Source organism: Pseudomonas sp. NBRC 111119 (genome assembly GCF_001320125.1).
In the GTDB taxonomy this organism is placed as follows: domain Bacteria; phylum Pseudomonadota; class Gammaproteobacteria; order Pseudomonadales; family Pseudomonadaceae; genus Aquipseudomonas; species Aquipseudomonas parafulva.
In genome coordinates this window covers 1-15,617 of the sequence record NZ_BCAV01000060.1, presented here as the reverse complement: position 1 = coordinate 15,617, position 15,617 = coordinate 1, and the positions used below count along the sequence as shown (strand labels likewise).

The following is a 15,617-nucleotide window of genomic DNA, read 5'->3' as shown; positions in this document are numbered from 1 at the left end:
CCTGCCTTCCGTTGACGGGAAGCCTGCCTCACAGTGGCAGAAGCCTTTCGGCTTGCGAGGGACGAACCAGATGACTGGAAAAAACAGCTACAGGCTGCATGCTGTTAGCTGCGAGCCGAGCATGCTAGCACGCACCTCTTGCGCCAGGCAGATTTATTTGGAAATTGCAGTTTCAGGTGAACTTACCCGGTAAGTTTCCTATCAGACTTTCGGAAGCAACCTACTCTTGATGAGAACCAACCCCAAGGAGTAACCGGTTATGCGAGTTCCGTCTCTTCTGGCCCTGGCGGCCGCTGGCGCACTGCTGCTGCCAATGGCTGCGAACGCTGGCAATTTCCCTGCCGGCAAGGAGGGTGCCTACATGGCCCAATGCACGCAGGTGGCCAGCGGCCAGGGCGTTGACGCCGCCGCGGCGAAAAAGCACTGCGAATGTGGCGCGCAAGCGATCAAGAAAAATTTCAACGACGACGAAATTGCTGACTTGGACAGCAAGGATGGCGTGGACGCCAAGCTGATGCAGCGGGCGCAGAGCGTTGTGAAGCAAGCCTGCGCACCTAAAAGCTGAAGCCTTGCCGCCAGCGCAATCGACCCGTTGATTGCGCTGGATCAACATCCGGCTCAGGTAAAAGGCGCTAGATGCGCAGAATTAGACTATGATGTACATCGTGCTCCGTAGCCTCGGCCGCATTGCACCACTGAAAATACTAAATGTTCTGGAGATTCACCCATGTCCAATCGCCAAACCGGCACCGTCAAATGGTTCAATGATGAGAAAGGCTTCGGCTTCATCACCCCAGCAGGCGGCGGCGACGACCTGTTCGTTCACTTCAAGGCCATCGAAGCTGACGGCTTCAAGAGCCTGAAAGAAGGCCAGACTGTTTCCTTCGTCGCCGAGCGCGGCCAGAAGGGCATGCAGGCTGCACAGGTTCGTCCGGAGTAATTCGGATAGCTGAAAAAAACCCGCCCGTGTGGCGGGTTTTTTTTGGGCTGCTGCTGGCTACCTTGATAGCCAGGCAGCCAGGTGTTAAGGGTTAACCGCAGTTCACGCGGGTAACACGGCCCTGCTCGTCCACGTTCAGGTTCAAGCGCTCGGAGCGGTATTCCAGCGTAACCACGTCATGCGGCTTCAGGATACGGGCCATTTGCGAGCCACTGGCCTTGCGCGCCTGCTCCAGCAGCTCGGGGCTGCCTTGTTTGCCAACGGCAAAATCGGCACCGCTGGCCTCGCAGCGGCCGTCGTTGCCAGACGGTGCCGCCGGCGCCTGGGTGCCACCAGCATCACCGCCAGTGCTGCAACCCGCCAGCACACCAGCTACCGCCAGGGTTGCCAACAAAGCACGGGTACGGAACATGAAGCCTCCTAGATCGAATGGGAACTGCCTGATCCGACCATCGCACCAGGAATTCGTTGCAAAACCGCCCAAGTCTGCCTGAACGCCCCGAGCCAGGCGCGGCATAATCGTGACCGAATTTTACCGCTACAACCAAAGGCCCCTTGGTTTGGCCTGCAAAGTCATGATTTACTTTAAGAAGTGAAGGCATAGTGCCTCCTGCGAATACCAGGGTACGGTGTTCGTTTTTTCGTCCAGGCCGCAAGCGAGAGCCTTCCATGAGCAGCCACAGCATCGATGCCGACATCAAGGTCAAATGGGCGGAGGGCCAGAGTGCGTACAGCCCCGGCACCCCGGAAGAACTGCTGCTGATCGCCATCGACCTGCTGGTGCGTGACCGCGGCGGCGAAGCGGCGCGCAGCTTCATCGACCAGGTGGTCGAGCGCTACGCGCCCCGCCCCGCTACTTGAGGCGTGCCAGGCGCTCGGCCAGCAGGTCGAACAGGCCCTGGGCGTCACCCTCTTCCACCCACATCACATTGGCAGGTTGCTTGAGCACGCCGTACCAGTCGGCGATCGTCTGGCCGAAGGTGGGCCCTTCGCGGCTGTCGACACTCATGTGAATGCGCCGGCCGCTGAACATCTGCGGCTTCAGCAGGTAGGCGATCACGCTGGCATCGTGCACCGGGCCGCCCGGCATGCCATACAGCTGCATGTCATGGGTAATGTAGGCATTGAGTATGTCTACTACGCGCTTGCTGGCCTGGGTGTTCACGGCCGCCAGTTGCTTGAGGCGCGCTTCGCTGGTCAATAGCTTGTGGGTCACATCCAGCGGCAAGTACGTCAGCTGCACGCCGCTGGCCAGCACCACTTGAGCGGCATGGGGGTCTGCGTACAAGTTGAATTCGGCAACCGGCGTGATGTTACCGCCGTTGAAATGAGCACCGCCCATCACCACCACTTCCTTAATGCCCTGGGCAATTTCCGGGCGCTGGATCAGCGCCAGTGCCAGGTTGGTCTGCGGGCCGAGCATCGCCACCGTGATGCTGTGGGGCTTGGCAGCGCCCAACGTGTCTACCAGGTACTGCACCGCATTGCCCGCCGCCAGGGGCTTGGCCGGCTCGTGCACCTGCACGCCGCTGATGCCCTCCTCCCCGTGCACTTCGGCAGCGTAGATGGGCGCGCGCACCAGGGGCCGGCCAGCACCGGCATACACCGGGATATCCTCGCGACCCGCCCACTCACGGGCCAGCCGGGCATTGCGCGAGGTTTTCTCCAGCCGCACGTTGCCAGCCACCGTGGTGATGGCGCGGACCTTGAGCTCATCCGGCGACGCCATGGCCAGGAACAGCGCCACCACATCGTCCGCACCGGGGTCTGTGTCGATGATCAGGTCGATGGGGGCGGCTTGAACGGTCGACGCTGCGGCCATGAAGGCGATACCTTGTAGCAGAGGTTTCAGCATGATGATGGCACTCCTGTTGCCGATGGGTTGTGGCTAGCCAGGGCTCAGAACGTGACCCCGGAGATCAGTGCAATATTGCTGTAGGGCTGGCATTCACCGGTGCGCACGATGGCGCGGGCACTGCGCGACAGCACCTTGAAGGCCTCGTGGTCCAGCCATTCACGCTTGCCCAGCTTGCCTTTCAGGCGCTCGATTTCCACCAGCGCCGGGGGTACCACCGTCTGCATTTCCTCGGCCAGCACGTGGCGCTCCACCTGCAATTCGCTCAATACCACCCGCAAAACGCTGGCAAAGTCAGGCAGGCCGGGCGTGACTGCCAGGTCAATCAGCTCCACCCCGGGGGGCACCGGCAGGCCGGCATCGCCGATCACCAGGATATCGCCATGCCCCATGCCCGCAATGGTGCGGGACAGGGCGACGTTCAGCAGTGGCGTCTTCTTCATGGCGCGACCTCGACCAGATGGGGAATGGAGGGTTGGGCCCCGGCGCGGGTCACCGACAACGCCGCGGCGCGCTGGCCGAACGCGATGGCATCGCCCTCCTCCAGCCCGCGCACCAGGCCGGCTGCGAAGCCGCCAATGAAGGTGTCACCGGCAGCCGTGGTGTCCAGCGGCTGCACCACCGGCGCCGGGTAGTGCTGGTGCCCATCAGCGCTCACCCGCAGCGCGCCCTGCGCGCCAAGGGTGATGATCACCTTGCCAGCGCCCAGCGCCAGCAGCCGCTCACCTGCCTGTAGCGCGCTGGCCTGGTCGTTGACCGGTATGCCGGTCAGCGCCTCGGCCTCGCTTTCGTTGGGCGTGAGGTAGTTGATGTGCGGGTACCACGATGCCGGCAGCGGGCCACTGGCAGGCGCCGGGTTGAGGATGACCTGCTTGCCCAGCTCATGGGCCCTGGCCAGGGTCCAGGCGACCGTTTCCAGCGGCACTTCCAGCTGGCAGATCACCACTTCGGCGGCTTGCAGCAGCGCGTCGAAGCGCTGAACCGCCTGCGGTGTCAGCAAGCCGTTGCCGCCCGGGATGATGACGATGCAGTTCTGGCTGGCCGCATCCACGGTAATCAGCGCCACGCCACTGGACACGCCCGGGCAGGTGATCACACCCTGGCAATCGATACCCTCGGCCGCCAGGCCGTCCCGCAGTTGCTGGCCGTAGCCGTCATCGCCCACGCTGCCGACCATGGCCACGCTGCCGCCCAGCCGCGCCACCGCGACGGCCTGGTTGGCACCCTTGCCGCCCGGGGCGGTAAAAAAACGGTCGCCGGCCAGCGTCTCACCGGGCCGGGGCAGGCGCTGGGCGCGCGCCACCAGGTCCATGTTCAAACTGCCGACTACCACCACCTTCGCACTCATGACATTTCCTTAGCGGTGATCGTTGAACAAGTCCGGGCGCGGCCCGGTGGATTCGCGCAGCACAATGCGTGGGGCCACGATGCGTTGCTCCGCCTGGCCAACACGCGGCGCAACGATACGCGCCAGCAGCAGCGACGCAGCGCTCTCGCCCAGTTCGCGGATGGACTGGCCGACCGTGGTCAGGGGTGGATACACGTAGCGGCTGAGTTCGATATCGTCAAAACCGATCACCGACAGCTCGGCAGGTACGCTGATGTTGCGTTCAGCCGCCGCGCGCAATACGCCAAACCCGATCATGTCGTTACCGGCGAAGATGGCCGTGGGCCGCTTGCCTTCGAGCAGGGCCGCGGCGGCGGCATGGCCACCCGGGCTGGTGAAATCGCAGTGCTGCACACGGCCGGGTATTACCGGCACACCGGCCTCGCCCAGGGCGCGATGGAAGCCGCCCAGGCGCAGCTGGGTCACCCCGGTGTGCGCCGGGCCGCCGATGTAGGCGATATCGCGGTGGCCCAGCTCCAGCAGGTGCCGGGTGGCCAGGTAGGCGCCCTGTTCGTGGTCGATACGCACCAGGTCGGCATCCACGCCTTCAAGCTCGCGGTCGACGATCACCATCGGCGTGCGCACGCCGGCCAGGCTCTGCAGCAGGTCGTCGTCCTGGCCTACCGAGCCGACTACCAGCCCGTCGATGCGTTTTTCCAGCAGCACGCGCAGGTAGTTGCGCTGCTTCTGCGGGTTGTCGTCCGAGTTGCACAAAATCACGCAGTAGCCGTTGCGCTCGCAGGCATCCTCGATGCCCCGGGCCAGCTCGGCAAAGTACGGGTTGACGCTATTGGGCACCAGCAGGCCGATGGTGGCCGTGCTGCGCGCTTTCAGCGAGCGCGCCACGGCGCTGGGCACGTAGTCCAGCTGGCGGATCGCGTCTTCGACCTTCTGCCGCACCGGCTCGCTGACGGGCCGGGTCTTGTTCAGCACATGGGACACGGTGGTGTAGGAAATACCGGCCAGCGCTGCGACATCTTTGATGGTTGCCATGTTGTCAGGTCCGCCGGGCTGCACGCCGGCTGCGGTAAGTGTCGAGCACCACGGCGATGACGATGACCGCCCCGGTGATGATGCGTTTGGTCGGCTCGCTGGCGCCAATTTGTGCCAGGCCTGCGGCCAGCACCGAAATGATCAGCACCCCGAAGAACGTACTGATGACCGAGCCGCGCCCACCCATCAGGCTGGTGCCGCCGATCACCACGGCGGCGATCACCTGCAGCTCCAGGCCGGAGCCGGCGTTGGGGTCGGCCGCCTCCAGGCGCGACACCTGGAACAGCGCCGCCAGGCCGGCCAGCAGGCCCATCAGGGCGAACACCAGCACTTTATACGGGCGCGGGTCGATACCGGCCAGGCGCACGGCTTCTTCGTTGGTGCCGATGCCGATCAGGTAGCGGCCGAACACCGTACGGGTCAGTACCAGTTGGGCCAGCACGATCACCAGCAAGGCGATGATGAAGGAAGGCGAGATGCCAAAGGCAACAGGGTTGGAAAACCAGGCATAGGTGTCGCCGATGTAAGCGGTGCGCGAATCGGTGAGCTGATAGGCCAGCCCGCGGGCCATCTCCAGCACGCCCAGCGAAACGATGAACGAGGGAATGCGCCACGCCACGGTCACGGCACCGGTCACGCTGCCGGCCAGGGCAGCTACCGCCATGCCCAGCAGCGCGGCGGGCACCATGCCCCAGCCCCACCCCAGAATGGCCACGCTGACCGTGGACGCCGCCAGGGCCAGCACCGAGCCCACCGACAGGTCGATACCGCCGATGATCAGCACGAAGGTCATGCCCACCGCCAGCACCATCAGGTCGGGGATCTGGTTTGCAAGGGTGCTGAAGGTGTTGTACGACCAGAAATGGCTGCTCAGGAACGAGAACAGCACGATCATCGCCAGCAAGGCGCCGGCGAGGCCCAGGTAGGTACCCAGGCCCAGATAAGTACCGCTGCGGCGCGCCGGGGCAGCGCCTTGGTTGTCGAGCGGGGTGGTTTTCATGCATCCATCCTGGGAGCTGCGTTGTGCAGCATTGCGTCACGTTTCTGATAACCGGCAAAGGCCGCGGCCAGCAGTTGGTCCTGGCTCCAGTGCTCGCGCTCGAAGGTGTCTATGAGGCGCCCGGCCGACAACACGGCGATGCGGTCACAAATCAGCATCAGCTCGCGCAGGTCGCTGGACACCACCACCAGCGCCTTGCCCTGGCGGGCCAGCGCTGCCAGCAGGCCATAGATGTCGAACTTGGCCCCCACATCAATGCCGCGGGTGGGCTCGTCGAACAGCAGCACCTGGCAGTCGCGCTCCAGCCAGCGGCCTATCACCACCTTCTGCTGGTTGCCCCCCGACAACTCGCCCACCACCTGATGCGGGCCGGCACTGCGAATGCGCATGGCCTGGATCTGCCGCTCGGCCAGGGCGCGCTCGGCATCGGCGTTCAGCACGCCGGCGGTGGAAACCGCACCCAGGTTGCCCAGTGCAATGTTCGCGCTGATCGACTGGGTCAGCAGCAGACCCTCGCCCTTGCGGTCTTCGGTGATCAAGGCGATGCCGGCCTTGACCGCAGCCTTGGGCGAGTCGATGCTCACCCGCTGCGGCGGCTGGCCCAGGGCAACACTGCCACTGTCGGCCGCGTCTGCGCCGTAGATCAGGCGCAGCAGTTCGGTACGCCCGGCACCGATCAGGCCGGAAATGCCAAATATCTCCCCTGCCCGCACCTCGAACGACACATCGCGCACCTTGTCGCCACGGCTCAGGTTGTTCACCTGCAGCAGCGGCGCCCCCAGCTGCCGCTGGCCCAGGTCGATGTGCTCGCCCAGCTCACGCCCCACCATCAGGTTGACCAACTGGTCGCTGGTGTAGCGCTGAATGGGCTCATCGCACACCAGCTTGCCGTCGCGCAGTACCACGATGCGCTGGGCGACCTGTTGCAGCTCTTCAAGCCGGTGGGAGATGTAGACGATGGCCACGCCACGCTGGCGCAGGCGTTCGATCTGGGTGAACAGCAGCTCCACCTCGCGCGCCGTGAGCATGGCGGTGGGCTCGTCCAGAATCAGCACGTGGCAGTCGCCGATCAGGTTACGGGCGATCTCGACCATCTGCTGGTGGCCAATGCCCAACTCGCCAACCGGCGTATCCGGGTCGATGGCATCCAGGCCCACCTGGGCCATGGCGGCGCTGGCCAGTTGGCGCAGGCGTTTGTGGTTGACCCAGCCAAAGCGGCTGGGCAGGTTGTCCAGAAACAGGTTTTCGGCCACGGTCAGGGTGGGCAGCAGGTTCAGCTCCTGCATCACCATGCGCACGCCCAGGCGCTCGGCGTCGCTGCGGCTGGCCGGCGCATAGGGCTGGCCACGGTACTGCATGTGCCCGGTGGTGGGGGTTTCCAGGCCACTGATGAGCTTGGACAAGGTGCTTTTGCCGGCGCCGTTCTCACCCGTCAGGGCCAGCACCTCGCCGGCGCGCAGGGTCAGGCTGACCTCGCCCAGCACCGGCTGGGCGTAGGTTTTGCCAAGGCCGCTGGCGGCCAGCACCACGTGTTGGGCCGATGCAGACATGGCCGTCTCTCCTGGCAGCATCAGGGCTGTTTGGTGATCAGTTCGACCGGGGTCTGGATGACGTTGTCGGCATCCACATCGGGCTTATCGCCCTTGACCATTTTCAGCGCCGCCTGAATACCGAACACCGCCTGCTGGCTGGCCGCCTGGTCCAGGGTGGCCAGTACGCGGCCATCGGCGATCATGGGCTTGATGGCGTTGATGTTGTCATAGCCCACCACTTTCACTTGGCCTGCCTTGCCGGCAGCGCGCACGGCAGACACGGCGCCCAGGGCCATGCTGTCGTTGCCGGCCAGCAAAGCTTTCAGGTCGGGGTATTCGTTGAGCATGGAGGCCGCGACCGCATTGCCCTTGTCGATTTCCCAGTTGCCGCTTTGCACCGACACGATCTTCATCTGTGCAGCGTCCATCGCATCCTTGAAGCCGGCCGTGCGCTGCTGGGCGTTGGTGGTGGTAGACACGCCTTCGATGATGCCCACCTGGTCGCCGGCCTTGAGCTGTTTGGCCAGGTAGTCACCCACCATGCGGGCGCCCTTGCGGTTGTCGGGGCCTACGAACGACACGCTGATACCTTTGCTCTTGAGCAGCTCAGGGTCCAGGCGGTTGTCGATGTTGATCACCACCACGCCCTGGTCCATGGCTTTTTTCACCGCCGACACCAGTGCCTTGGAATCGGCAGGGGCAATTACCAGCGCCTTGGCGCCGGCGTTGACCATTTGTTCAACGATGCGGATCTGTTCGCCGGTGTCGGTTTCGTTCTTGATGCCGTTGGCAACCAGCTCGAATTCGCCAGCGTGGGCTTTCTGGTAGTCCTTGGCGCCGTCTTCCATGGTGCGGAAGAACTCGTTGGCCAGGGACTTCATCACCAGGGCGACCTTGGGCTTGTCTTCTGCGTGGGCGGCAGACAACGGCAGGGCCATGGACAGGGAGGTTACAGCGGCAATGGCCAGCAAGCGGCCGGGGAATGGCAGTTTCATGGACGATGACTCCGAATCTTGTGTTTTTTATCGGAAAGCAAACGTTTGCGTTGGCTAACTATGAGAACAAGACCTGGTTTTGTCAATTGCGTTTGGTGGTAACCCTGCAAGGCAGATTATCCAGACTTTTTCCGAAAAGCCGAACACCTTTTCCTACGCGTGTTCGGGATTGCGAATGGAATACTCGTACATCACAGGGTTGGTAACGGGATGGGATTACGCGTACAGCGCGCCAATCGCGACCCGGGCAGGCCCTGCGCACGCAGCGCAGACGCGGCTGGTACGAAACATGCCTGAAGCTCTGCGCGACTCATAACGACCATCTCAATAGGAAGAGAGAACAAGAACGATGAATGCCGCATTGAAAACCTTCGCCCCCAGCGCACTCGCCCTGCTGCTGATCCTGCCCGCCACCGCTTCGGCCAAGGAAGCCGAAACCCAACAGAAACTGGCCAACGTGGTCATCCTCGCCACCGGCGGCACCATTGCCGGGGCCGGCGCCAGCGCTGCCAACAGCGCCACCTACCAGGCCGCCAAGCTGGGCATCGACAAACTGATCGCCGGCGTACCGGAACTGGCTGATGTCGCCAACGTGCGCGGCGAACAGGTGATGCAGATTGCGTCGGAAAGCATTTCCAACGAAGACCTGCTGAAACTGGGCAAGCGCGTGGCGGAACTGGCCGACAGCAAGGACGTGGATGGCATCGTCATCACCCACGGCACCGACACCCTGGAAGAAACCGCCTACTTCCTGAACCTGGTGGAAAAAACCGACAAACCCATCGTGGTGGTGGGCTCGATGCGCCCCGGTACCGCCATGTCGGCTGACGGCATGCTCAACCTCTACAACGCCGTGGCCGTGGCCAGCGACAAGCAGTCCCGCGGCAAGGGCGTACTGGTTACCCTCAACGACGAGATCCAGTCGGGCCGTGACGTGAGCAAGGCAGTGAACATCAAGACCGAAGCCTTCAAGAGCGCCTGGGGCCCGATGGGCATGGTGGTGGAAGGCAAGTCCTACTGGTTCCGCCTGCCGGCCAAGCGCCACACCCTGGATTCGGAGTTCGACATCAAGCAGATCAGCAGCCTGCCCCAGGTGGACATCGCCTATGGCTACGGCAACGTGACCGACACGGCGTACAAGGCGCTGGCGCAAAACGGTGCCAAGGCGCTGATCCATGCAGGTACCGGCAACGGTTCGGTGTCGTCGCGGGTGGTGCCGGCGCTGCAGGAACTGCGCAAGAACGGTGTGCAGATCATTCGTTCGTCCCACGTCAACCAGGGTGGTTTCGTGCTGCGCAATGCCGAGCAGCCGGATGACAAGAACGACTGGGTGGTGGCGCATGACCTGAACCCGCAAAAGGCGCGCATTCTGGCGATGGTGGCCATGACCAAGACCCAGGACAGCAAGGAATTGCAGCGCATCTTCTGGGAGTACTAAGGCCCGGGGGCCGCAATGCGGCCCCAACTTCCCCCGCCAATGGCCAGCGTATACAAACACCCTGGCAGCCTCACACAAGACACCCCTCCCCCAAACACGCCCTAATACGCCATCGCTGCCAACTGCGATGGCCGCTCGCCAGATGCGAGCGGTTCCCGTATAACAAGCGCGCCGTACAGGCAGCCAAAAACAAAAGAGGGATGTGCAAATGGTCAAACCGCAATCGCTGTGCAGCCTGGCCCTGGCAGGCTTGCTGGCCAGCCAGGCGGCACCCGCCTACGAGCTGTACGCCGATGACGACACCCATCTCAACGCCGACATGCTGGCCGTGTGGGGCATGTTCAACAGCCGCAAGAACTATGACGGCACCACCGGCGGCTCTACCTGGCGCGAAGGTTTCATCAAGTACGGCATCAGCGGCGACCAGGGCCTGGCAGGCAATGGCACCTTGTACGGCGCGTTGAACTGGGTGAGCTCGGGCACCTGGGGCGACGGCGATGCGGCCGGCAACACCGTCGGCACCGAACGCACCACCAAAACCGAAGAAGCCTACTTGGGCTGGCGCTCCGGCGACCTGTTCCCGGCGCTGGGCAAGGACGGCGTGGACGTTTCCGCCGGCCGCCAGGTGGTGCGCCTGGGCAGCGGTTTTCTGATCAACGACGACGGCCCCAACCTGGGCAAGGGCCCAGCCGATGGCGCCCTGAACCGTGGCGGCGCCTTTTACCTGGCCGCACGCCACGCCTTTGACCGCACCGCCGTGCTGCGCCTGGGCGGCAAGGACGGCCTGCATGGCAGCGTGGTATGGCTGAAGTCCGATAACCGTGCCCAGGCCGAAACCGAACTGGGCGCCGGCACCCTGGACTACACCAACGAACTGGGCACCGTGGGGCTCACCTGGATTCACGGCATCGATGTGGCCGACCAGTGGGCCAGCGAGTTCCAGAAAGCCCGCGAAGGCATGAACGTCTACAGCCTGCGCGGCGAAGGCAGCGCCGGTATCGAAAACGCCAGCTTAGGCTTCGAATACGCCTGGCAGGACAAAGACAACGGCCCGGAAAAAGCCTGGTACCTGCAGGCCGCCTACACCTTTGCCGACGCGCCCTGGGCGCCGCAGCTCACCTACCGCTACACACGCTATTCGGCAGGCTGGGACTCGCTGTTCAGCGGACTGTCGAGCGGTTACGGCACCTGGTTCCAGGGTGAGGTTGCTGCCAACTACGCCGGGCCGTTCAACAGCAACACCGGCATCCACCACGTGGGGCTGAAGGCCACCCCGCTTCAAAACGTCACGGTCGGTGCGTTGTATTTCGACTTCAACACTGTCAGCACGCGCAACCGACTGAACCTCGACGCCCGTGAGCTGGACCTGTACGTGGAATGGGCCGTGAACCAGCACCTGATCGTCAGCCCGCTGGTGGGCCTGTACCAGCCGCGCAAGGATGAAAGCAATGGGGGCAACCAGGTCGGGGGCAACGGCACCAACGTGTACAGCCAGCTGACGGTTGCCGTGCCGCTCTAAGGCCACTCGCTACCTGAACTGATACTCCAGCCCGGCGCCGGCATACCACGCGCGCCCGGGCGCAGCTTCGTAGTAGCGGCTGTTGCTGTCGCCCACGATCACCGAGCCCACGTACTGGCGGTCGAACAGGTTGTCCAGGCGCACCAGTTGGTGGAATGTCCAGGGCCCGGCGTGCTGCTCGAAGCGGGTGCGCCAGTTGAATACTGCATAGGCAGGGGCTGCCTTGGCGGTATTGCTGTCCTCCACGTACACCTGGCTCCGGTACTGGCCTTCAACGCCCATGCTCACCCACTGTGCGGGCTTCCACACCAGTTCGGCGTACAGGTTGTCCCGGGGCACGCCCGGCAGGCGGTTGCCGCTGTCGATCACCTTGCCACCCTGGCTGAAATCATCGGCGTACCGGGCGTCGGTGCGCGTGTACACCCAGGTGGTCTGCCAGTGGTCACTCAGGTCGCTGTGCAGGCTGGCTTCGATGCCACGGCGCAGGGTGCGGCCGGCATTGCGGTAGCTGGTACGGCCGTCGGTGGCTTCGGCGACGATGATTTCATCGTCGGTGTGTATCTCGTACGCCGCCACATTCAGGCGGGTGCGCTCGCCGAAGCGGTACTTGGCGCCTACTTCGTACTGGGTGCTGGTAGCCGGGCTCAGGCCGAAATTGAAGCGTTCCTGGGTGCCTGGCGCGTAGGCCATCTCTGCCTGGGTGGGGGTTTCGAAGCCCTTGCCGACACTCACGTAGCCGCGCAGGTCGGGCGTGAAGGCGTACATCACCGACAACGACGGGTTGGCTTTCTGGTAGCGCTTGCTGCCGCTGGCATCGCCGTTGGCCAGGTAGCGGTCGTCCACCTGCATCTTCATGGTGCTGTAGCGCACGCCCAGCTCGCTGGTCCAGTTGCCGATTTCCCAGTGCGCCTGGGCATAGGGGTCCAGGCTGGTTGCCGTGTCCTTTTCGTCGCGGCGCAATTCGCCTTTGACGCCCAGCTGGCTGCCACGGAAGTTCTGGAAGCCACGGCGGTCGTCGGTGCTCTGGTCGTAGTCTGCGCCCACGGTGAAGGTGAAATTACCCGGCACGCTTGCCACCGGCTGCACCCAGCGCAAGGTGCCACCGTGGAACTCGCGGTCGAAGTCCACCACCCCGCCACCGCGCTGGCTGTTGGACGCCACCTGCCTTGGGATGGACAGGTACTGCACCACACTGCGCCGGCCGGCATACAGGTTGAACTGCAGGGTGGCCTCACCAAAGTAGCGCTCGTAGTTCATGCCCAGTTGCTGGTGGTCGATGCTTTTGCGGGTGTTGTAGGTCTCGGCCGCCGCTGCCGTGGAACGGGGGTCATGCTTGTAGGCCGACCACACCTGGCCCAGCGGGTCCTGGGTGTTGTTCTGCTCCAGGCTGCTGTAGATGAATGCCAGGCGTGAATCTTCGTCCGGCTTCACGTGCACCTTGGCAAAGGTCTGGTCACGGCGCGCAGCACTGTGGTCGCGGTAGCCATCGGTGTCCATGCGCGAGGCATCCAGCACAAAGCCGCCGATAGCGTTGCCGCCTTCTGCAGACAGGTGATGCTTGCTGAACCCATCGCTGCCAACCGTCGTTTGCGCCCCCACACGGGCTGGCCCCTGACCATCCCGGCTGAACATCTGAATCACGCCACCGGCATTGCTGCCGTACAGGGTGGCAGCCGGGCCACGCAGCACTTCGATGCGGTCGGCCACGTCCAGGTTCAGCGTGGCCGCCTGGCCCTGGCCGTCCGGCGTGCTGGCGGGGATACCATCGCTCAGCAGCTTGATGCCCCTTACCCCGAACGCTGAACGGGCGCCATAACCACGGGAGGATACCTGCAGGTCCTGGGCGTAGTTCTGACGGTTCTGCACCACCAGCCCTGGCACCTTGGTCAGCACTTCTGACAGGTTCACACCCAACTGGCCATCCGTGCCGTTGGACAGGTCCACCGTGTCGACGGAAAACGGCAGGTCGAACGTGCTGGTGGGCGTGTAGGCCCCGGTAACCACCATGGGGTCGATGACGATGGCGCCGGGCGCGTCGGCCAGCGCTTCGGCACAGGTGCCGAAGCCACCGACCAGGACCAGTGCCAGGCGTGTGGGCGATTTGAAACGTAGAGCCATTCGATACATGAGTCATTTCCAGAGAGTGCCGCCATTACAGCAGACCCTGGCAGCAAGCGCGAACACTGTGGCGGCGGTGTGGCGAACTCGCCCTTCAAGGTGTTGCGAAATTCCTTACACTCAAATACTGTATGTGCATACAGCAAACAAGGAAATGCCTGTGTCCAGTACCGCCTCTGCCACCCCGACCAGCTACCAACAATTGGGTATGCGCATCCAGAAGATCATCAACAACCCCATGGCTCAACGCAGCCGGGCCGCGTTGATCTTTCGGCTGGAACAGGAAACCCCGGAGGACTGGGACACCTTGCTGGCAGAAATTGCCGAGAACGACAACGTCACCCTCGCCTACCGCGACGATGGCGGCGTGCAAATTTTCTGGACCGTGCCCAAGGAAGACTGACCGCGCATGAGAGCCTTGCTTATCGCTGCCACCTGCCTGGCAGCCCTCGCGCCGCTGGCTCAAGCGGACGCGCCACGCACCTTCCAGGAAGCCAAGAAAGTGGCATGGACGCTGTACGCCCCGCAGTCCACCGAGTTCTACTGCGGGTGCAAGTACAAAGGCAACCAGGTAAACATGGCCTCGTGCGGCTACACCCCGCGCAAAAATGCCCAGCGCGCATCACGCATTGAATGGGAACACATTGTGCCGGCGTGGCAGATCGGCCATCAGCGCCAGTGCTGGCAAACGGGTGGGCGCAAGGCCTGCTCGCAGCATGACGACGCCTACAAGCGGGCTGAAGCCGACCTGCACAACCTGGTGCCGAGCATTGGCGAAGTGAACGGCGACCGCAGCAACTTCAGCTTCGGCTGGCTGCCCGAGCAAAGCGGGCAGTATGGCCGGTGCCTGACCCAGGTGGACTTCAAGGCGAAAAAGGTCATGCCACGGCCGTCGATCCGCGGCATGATCGCGCGCACTTATTTCTATATGAGCAAGCAGTACAACCTGCGCCTGTCGCGGCAGGACAGGCAGCTGTTCGAGGCGTGGAACAAGACCTACCCGCCGCAACCCTGGGAATACCAGCGCAACCAGCGGGTTGCGTGCCTGATGGGGCGGGGCAATGATTTTGTCGGGCCGGTGGACCTCAAGGCCTGCACCGAAGGGCCGTACAGCGCCAGCCGATAGTGGCTGGCGTTGCCCTTAGCGGGCGGCGCCGTGCTGGATGACGATGGAGTCGGTACCCAGCTTGGCCATGACCTCATCGCGCCGGGCCTGAGCTTCTTCACGGCTGGGGAACGGCCCCATCAGCACCACAGGCTTACCGTTGCGGTACTCCACGGATGACGGGATGCCCTTCTCGATCAGGCGGGCGGTCATGTCGCTGAGCGCACCCATGTTGGCCCCCTGAATCACCTCTACGTCCCACCCCTCGGGGGCAGGCTGGTCGGCAAGCGCCTCGGCACGACGCTGCAGGTCGGCACCGCCACACAGTTCGCGAATGCGCAGGTTGCTGCCGGTATCATCGACGATGATGTCGTACTGCCCGTCACGCTTGATGGCCACATAGCTGCGGTAGGCCTGGTATTGCCCGGCATCGTCCTTACCGCGCACCTGGCCGCAGATAGTGCCCTGGGTGTCGATGCGCACGTTGCCGAACTTGGCCGTCTTGGGGTTTTGCAGGTGTTCTGCCACCTGCTTGTGCACGCCCTCGACCTCGTTGTCACAGCCCGCCAGGGCGAGCACCGCCATTACCACAGCCAGTTTGCGCACGCGTGTACCTCCAGATTCGAAGGGGCGGAGTCTACCATGCCCGGCACGGGGCCGAAGCGCGACCAAACGTTACACGCTGCGTCAGGCGCACATGAAAAAAGGGCGATCATTGCTGATCGCCCTTTTCGG

The 15,617-nt window shown here is 63.7% G+C and carries 17 protein-coding genes; 7 read left to right on the top strand and 10 right to left on the bottom strand.

Going from position 1 to position 15,617, the window contains the following annotated elements; all coding sequences use genetic code 11:
- Positions 1–259: 259 nt before the first annotated feature.
- Together APH25_RS20745 and APH25_RS20740 are read left to right on the top strand one after the other, a co-directional pair.
- Positions 260–565, top strand: coding sequence for a hypothetical protein (locus APH25_RS20745; RefSeq protein WP_060483218.1), 306 nt, complete (start codon positions 260–262; stop codon positions 563–565).
- A gap of 162 nt (positions 566–727) precedes the next feature.
- Positions 728–940 (top strand): cold-shock protein, encoded by a 213-nt coding sequence (locus tag APH25_RS20740; RefSeq protein ID WP_060483217.1) that lies wholly within the window; start codon positions 728–730, stop codon positions 938–940.
- Between the two features lie 91 nt (positions 941–1,031).
- Here the strand turns inward: APH25_RS20740 and APH25_RS20735 are convergent, their stop codons facing one another.
- Positions 1,032–1,352, bottom strand: a complete 321-nt coding sequence (locus tag APH25_RS20735; protein ID WP_060483216.1) for an I78 family peptidase inhibitor — start codon at positions 1,350–1,352, stop codon at positions 1,032–1,034.
- A gap of 257 nt (positions 1,353–1,609) precedes the next feature.
- Between APH25_RS20735 and APH25_RS20730 the strand changes: the two genes are divergently transcribed.
- Positions 1,610–1,801 (top strand): hypothetical protein, encoded by a 192-nt coding sequence (locus APH25_RS20730; RefSeq protein WP_060483215.1) that lies wholly within the window; start codon positions 1,610–1,612, stop codon positions 1,799–1,801.
- Here the strand turns inward: APH25_RS20730 and APH25_RS20725 are convergent.
- From APH25_RS20725 to APH25_RS20695, 7 genes are read right to left on the bottom strand one after another with little or no spacing between them, the layout of a single operon-like run.
- The gene (locus APH25_RS20725; RefSeq protein ID WP_060483214.1) at positions 1,794–2,795 is read right to left on the bottom strand and encodes a nucleoside hydrolase; all 1,002 of its coding nucleotides are present in this window, start codon (positions 2,793–2,795) and stop codon (positions 1,794–1,796) included. The two genes, APH25_RS20730 and APH25_RS20725, sit on opposite strands and share 8 nt — an antisense overlap.
- Positions 2,796–2,839: 44 nt before the next feature.
- Entirely contained in the window at positions 2,840–3,238 is a 399-nt protein-coding gene (gene rbsD / locus APH25_RS20720) for a D-ribose pyranase (protein ID WP_060483213.1), read from the bottom strand.
- The gene (rbsK, locus tag APH25_RS20715; RefSeq protein ID WP_060483212.1) at positions 3,235–4,143 is read right to left on the bottom strand and encodes a ribokinase; all 909 of its coding nucleotides are present in this window, start codon (positions 4,141–4,143) and stop codon (positions 3,235–3,237) included. Before rbsK ends, rbsD begins: the two co-directional genes overlap by 4 nt.
- 9 nt (positions 4,144–4,152) lie before the next feature.
- Complete coding sequence (locus APH25_RS20710; protein ID WP_060483211.1) at positions 4,153–5,175, bottom strand: LacI family DNA-binding transcriptional regulator; 1,023 nt, start codon at positions 5,173–5,175, stop codon at positions 4,153–4,155.
- Between the two features lie 4 nt (positions 5,176–5,179).
- Complete coding sequence (locus APH25_RS20705; protein WP_060483210.1) at positions 5,180–6,175, bottom strand: ABC transporter permease; 996 nt, start codon at positions 6,173–6,175, stop codon at positions 5,180–5,182.
- The gene (locus APH25_RS20700; RefSeq protein ID WP_060483209.1) at positions 6,172–7,725 is read right to left on the bottom strand and encodes a sugar ABC transporter ATP-binding protein; all 1,554 of its coding nucleotides are present in this window, start codon (positions 7,723–7,725) and stop codon (positions 6,172–6,174) included. The genes APH25_RS20705 and APH25_RS20700 overlap by 4 nt, the downstream gene beginning before the upstream one ends.
- A 20-nt stretch (positions 7,726–7,745) precedes the next feature.
- Complete coding sequence (locus tag APH25_RS20695) at positions 7,746–8,702, bottom strand: sugar ABC transporter substrate-binding protein (RefSeq protein ID WP_060483208.1); 957 nt, start codon at positions 8,700–8,702, stop codon at positions 7,746–7,748.
- Between the two features lie 349 nt (positions 8,703–9,051).
- On the opposite strand from APH25_RS20695, the gene APH25_RS20690 reads away from it, so the two are divergent.
- Positions 9,052–10,140, top strand: coding sequence for an asparaginase (locus APH25_RS20690; protein WP_028633372.1), 1,089 nt, complete (start codon positions 9,052–9,054; stop codon positions 10,138–10,140).
- 208 nt (positions 10,141–10,348) lie between these two features.
- Positions 10,349–11,659, top strand: coding sequence for a hypothetical protein (locus APH25_RS20685; RefSeq protein WP_060483207.1), 1,311 nt, complete (start codon positions 10,349–10,351; stop codon positions 11,657–11,659).
- A 9-nt stretch (positions 11,660–11,668) separates the two neighbouring features.
- Here APH25_RS20685 and APH25_RS20680 read toward each other — a convergent pair whose 3' ends face one another.
- On the bottom strand, positions 11,669–13,777 hold the full coding sequence (locus APH25_RS20680; RefSeq protein ID WP_060483226.1) for a TonB-dependent receptor: 2,109 nt from the start codon (positions 13,775–13,777) through the stop codon (positions 11,669–11,671).
- 160 nt (positions 13,778–13,937) lie between these two features.
- Here APH25_RS20680 and APH25_RS20675 point away from each other — a divergent pair, with 160 nt between their 5' ends.
- A complete protein-coding gene (locus APH25_RS20675; RefSeq protein WP_060483225.1) occupies positions 13,938–14,180 on the top strand; it encodes a DUF1654 domain-containing protein in 243 nt (80 codons plus the stop codon).
- Between the two features lie 6 nt (positions 14,181–14,186).
- Positions 14,187–14,903 (top strand): endonuclease, encoded by a 717-nt coding sequence (locus tag APH25_RS20670; RefSeq protein ID WP_060483206.1) that lies wholly within the window; start codon positions 14,187–14,189, stop codon positions 14,901–14,903.
- Positions 14,904–14,918: 15 nt separating this feature from the next.
- Here the strand turns inward: APH25_RS20670 and APH25_RS20665 are convergent, their stop codons facing one another.
- The gene (locus tag APH25_RS20665) at positions 14,919–15,488 is read right to left on the bottom strand and encodes an SPOR domain-containing protein (protein ID WP_028633377.1); all 570 of its coding nucleotides are present in this window, start codon (positions 15,486–15,488) and stop codon (positions 14,919–14,921) included.
- Positions 15,489–15,617: the final 129 nt, after the last annotated feature.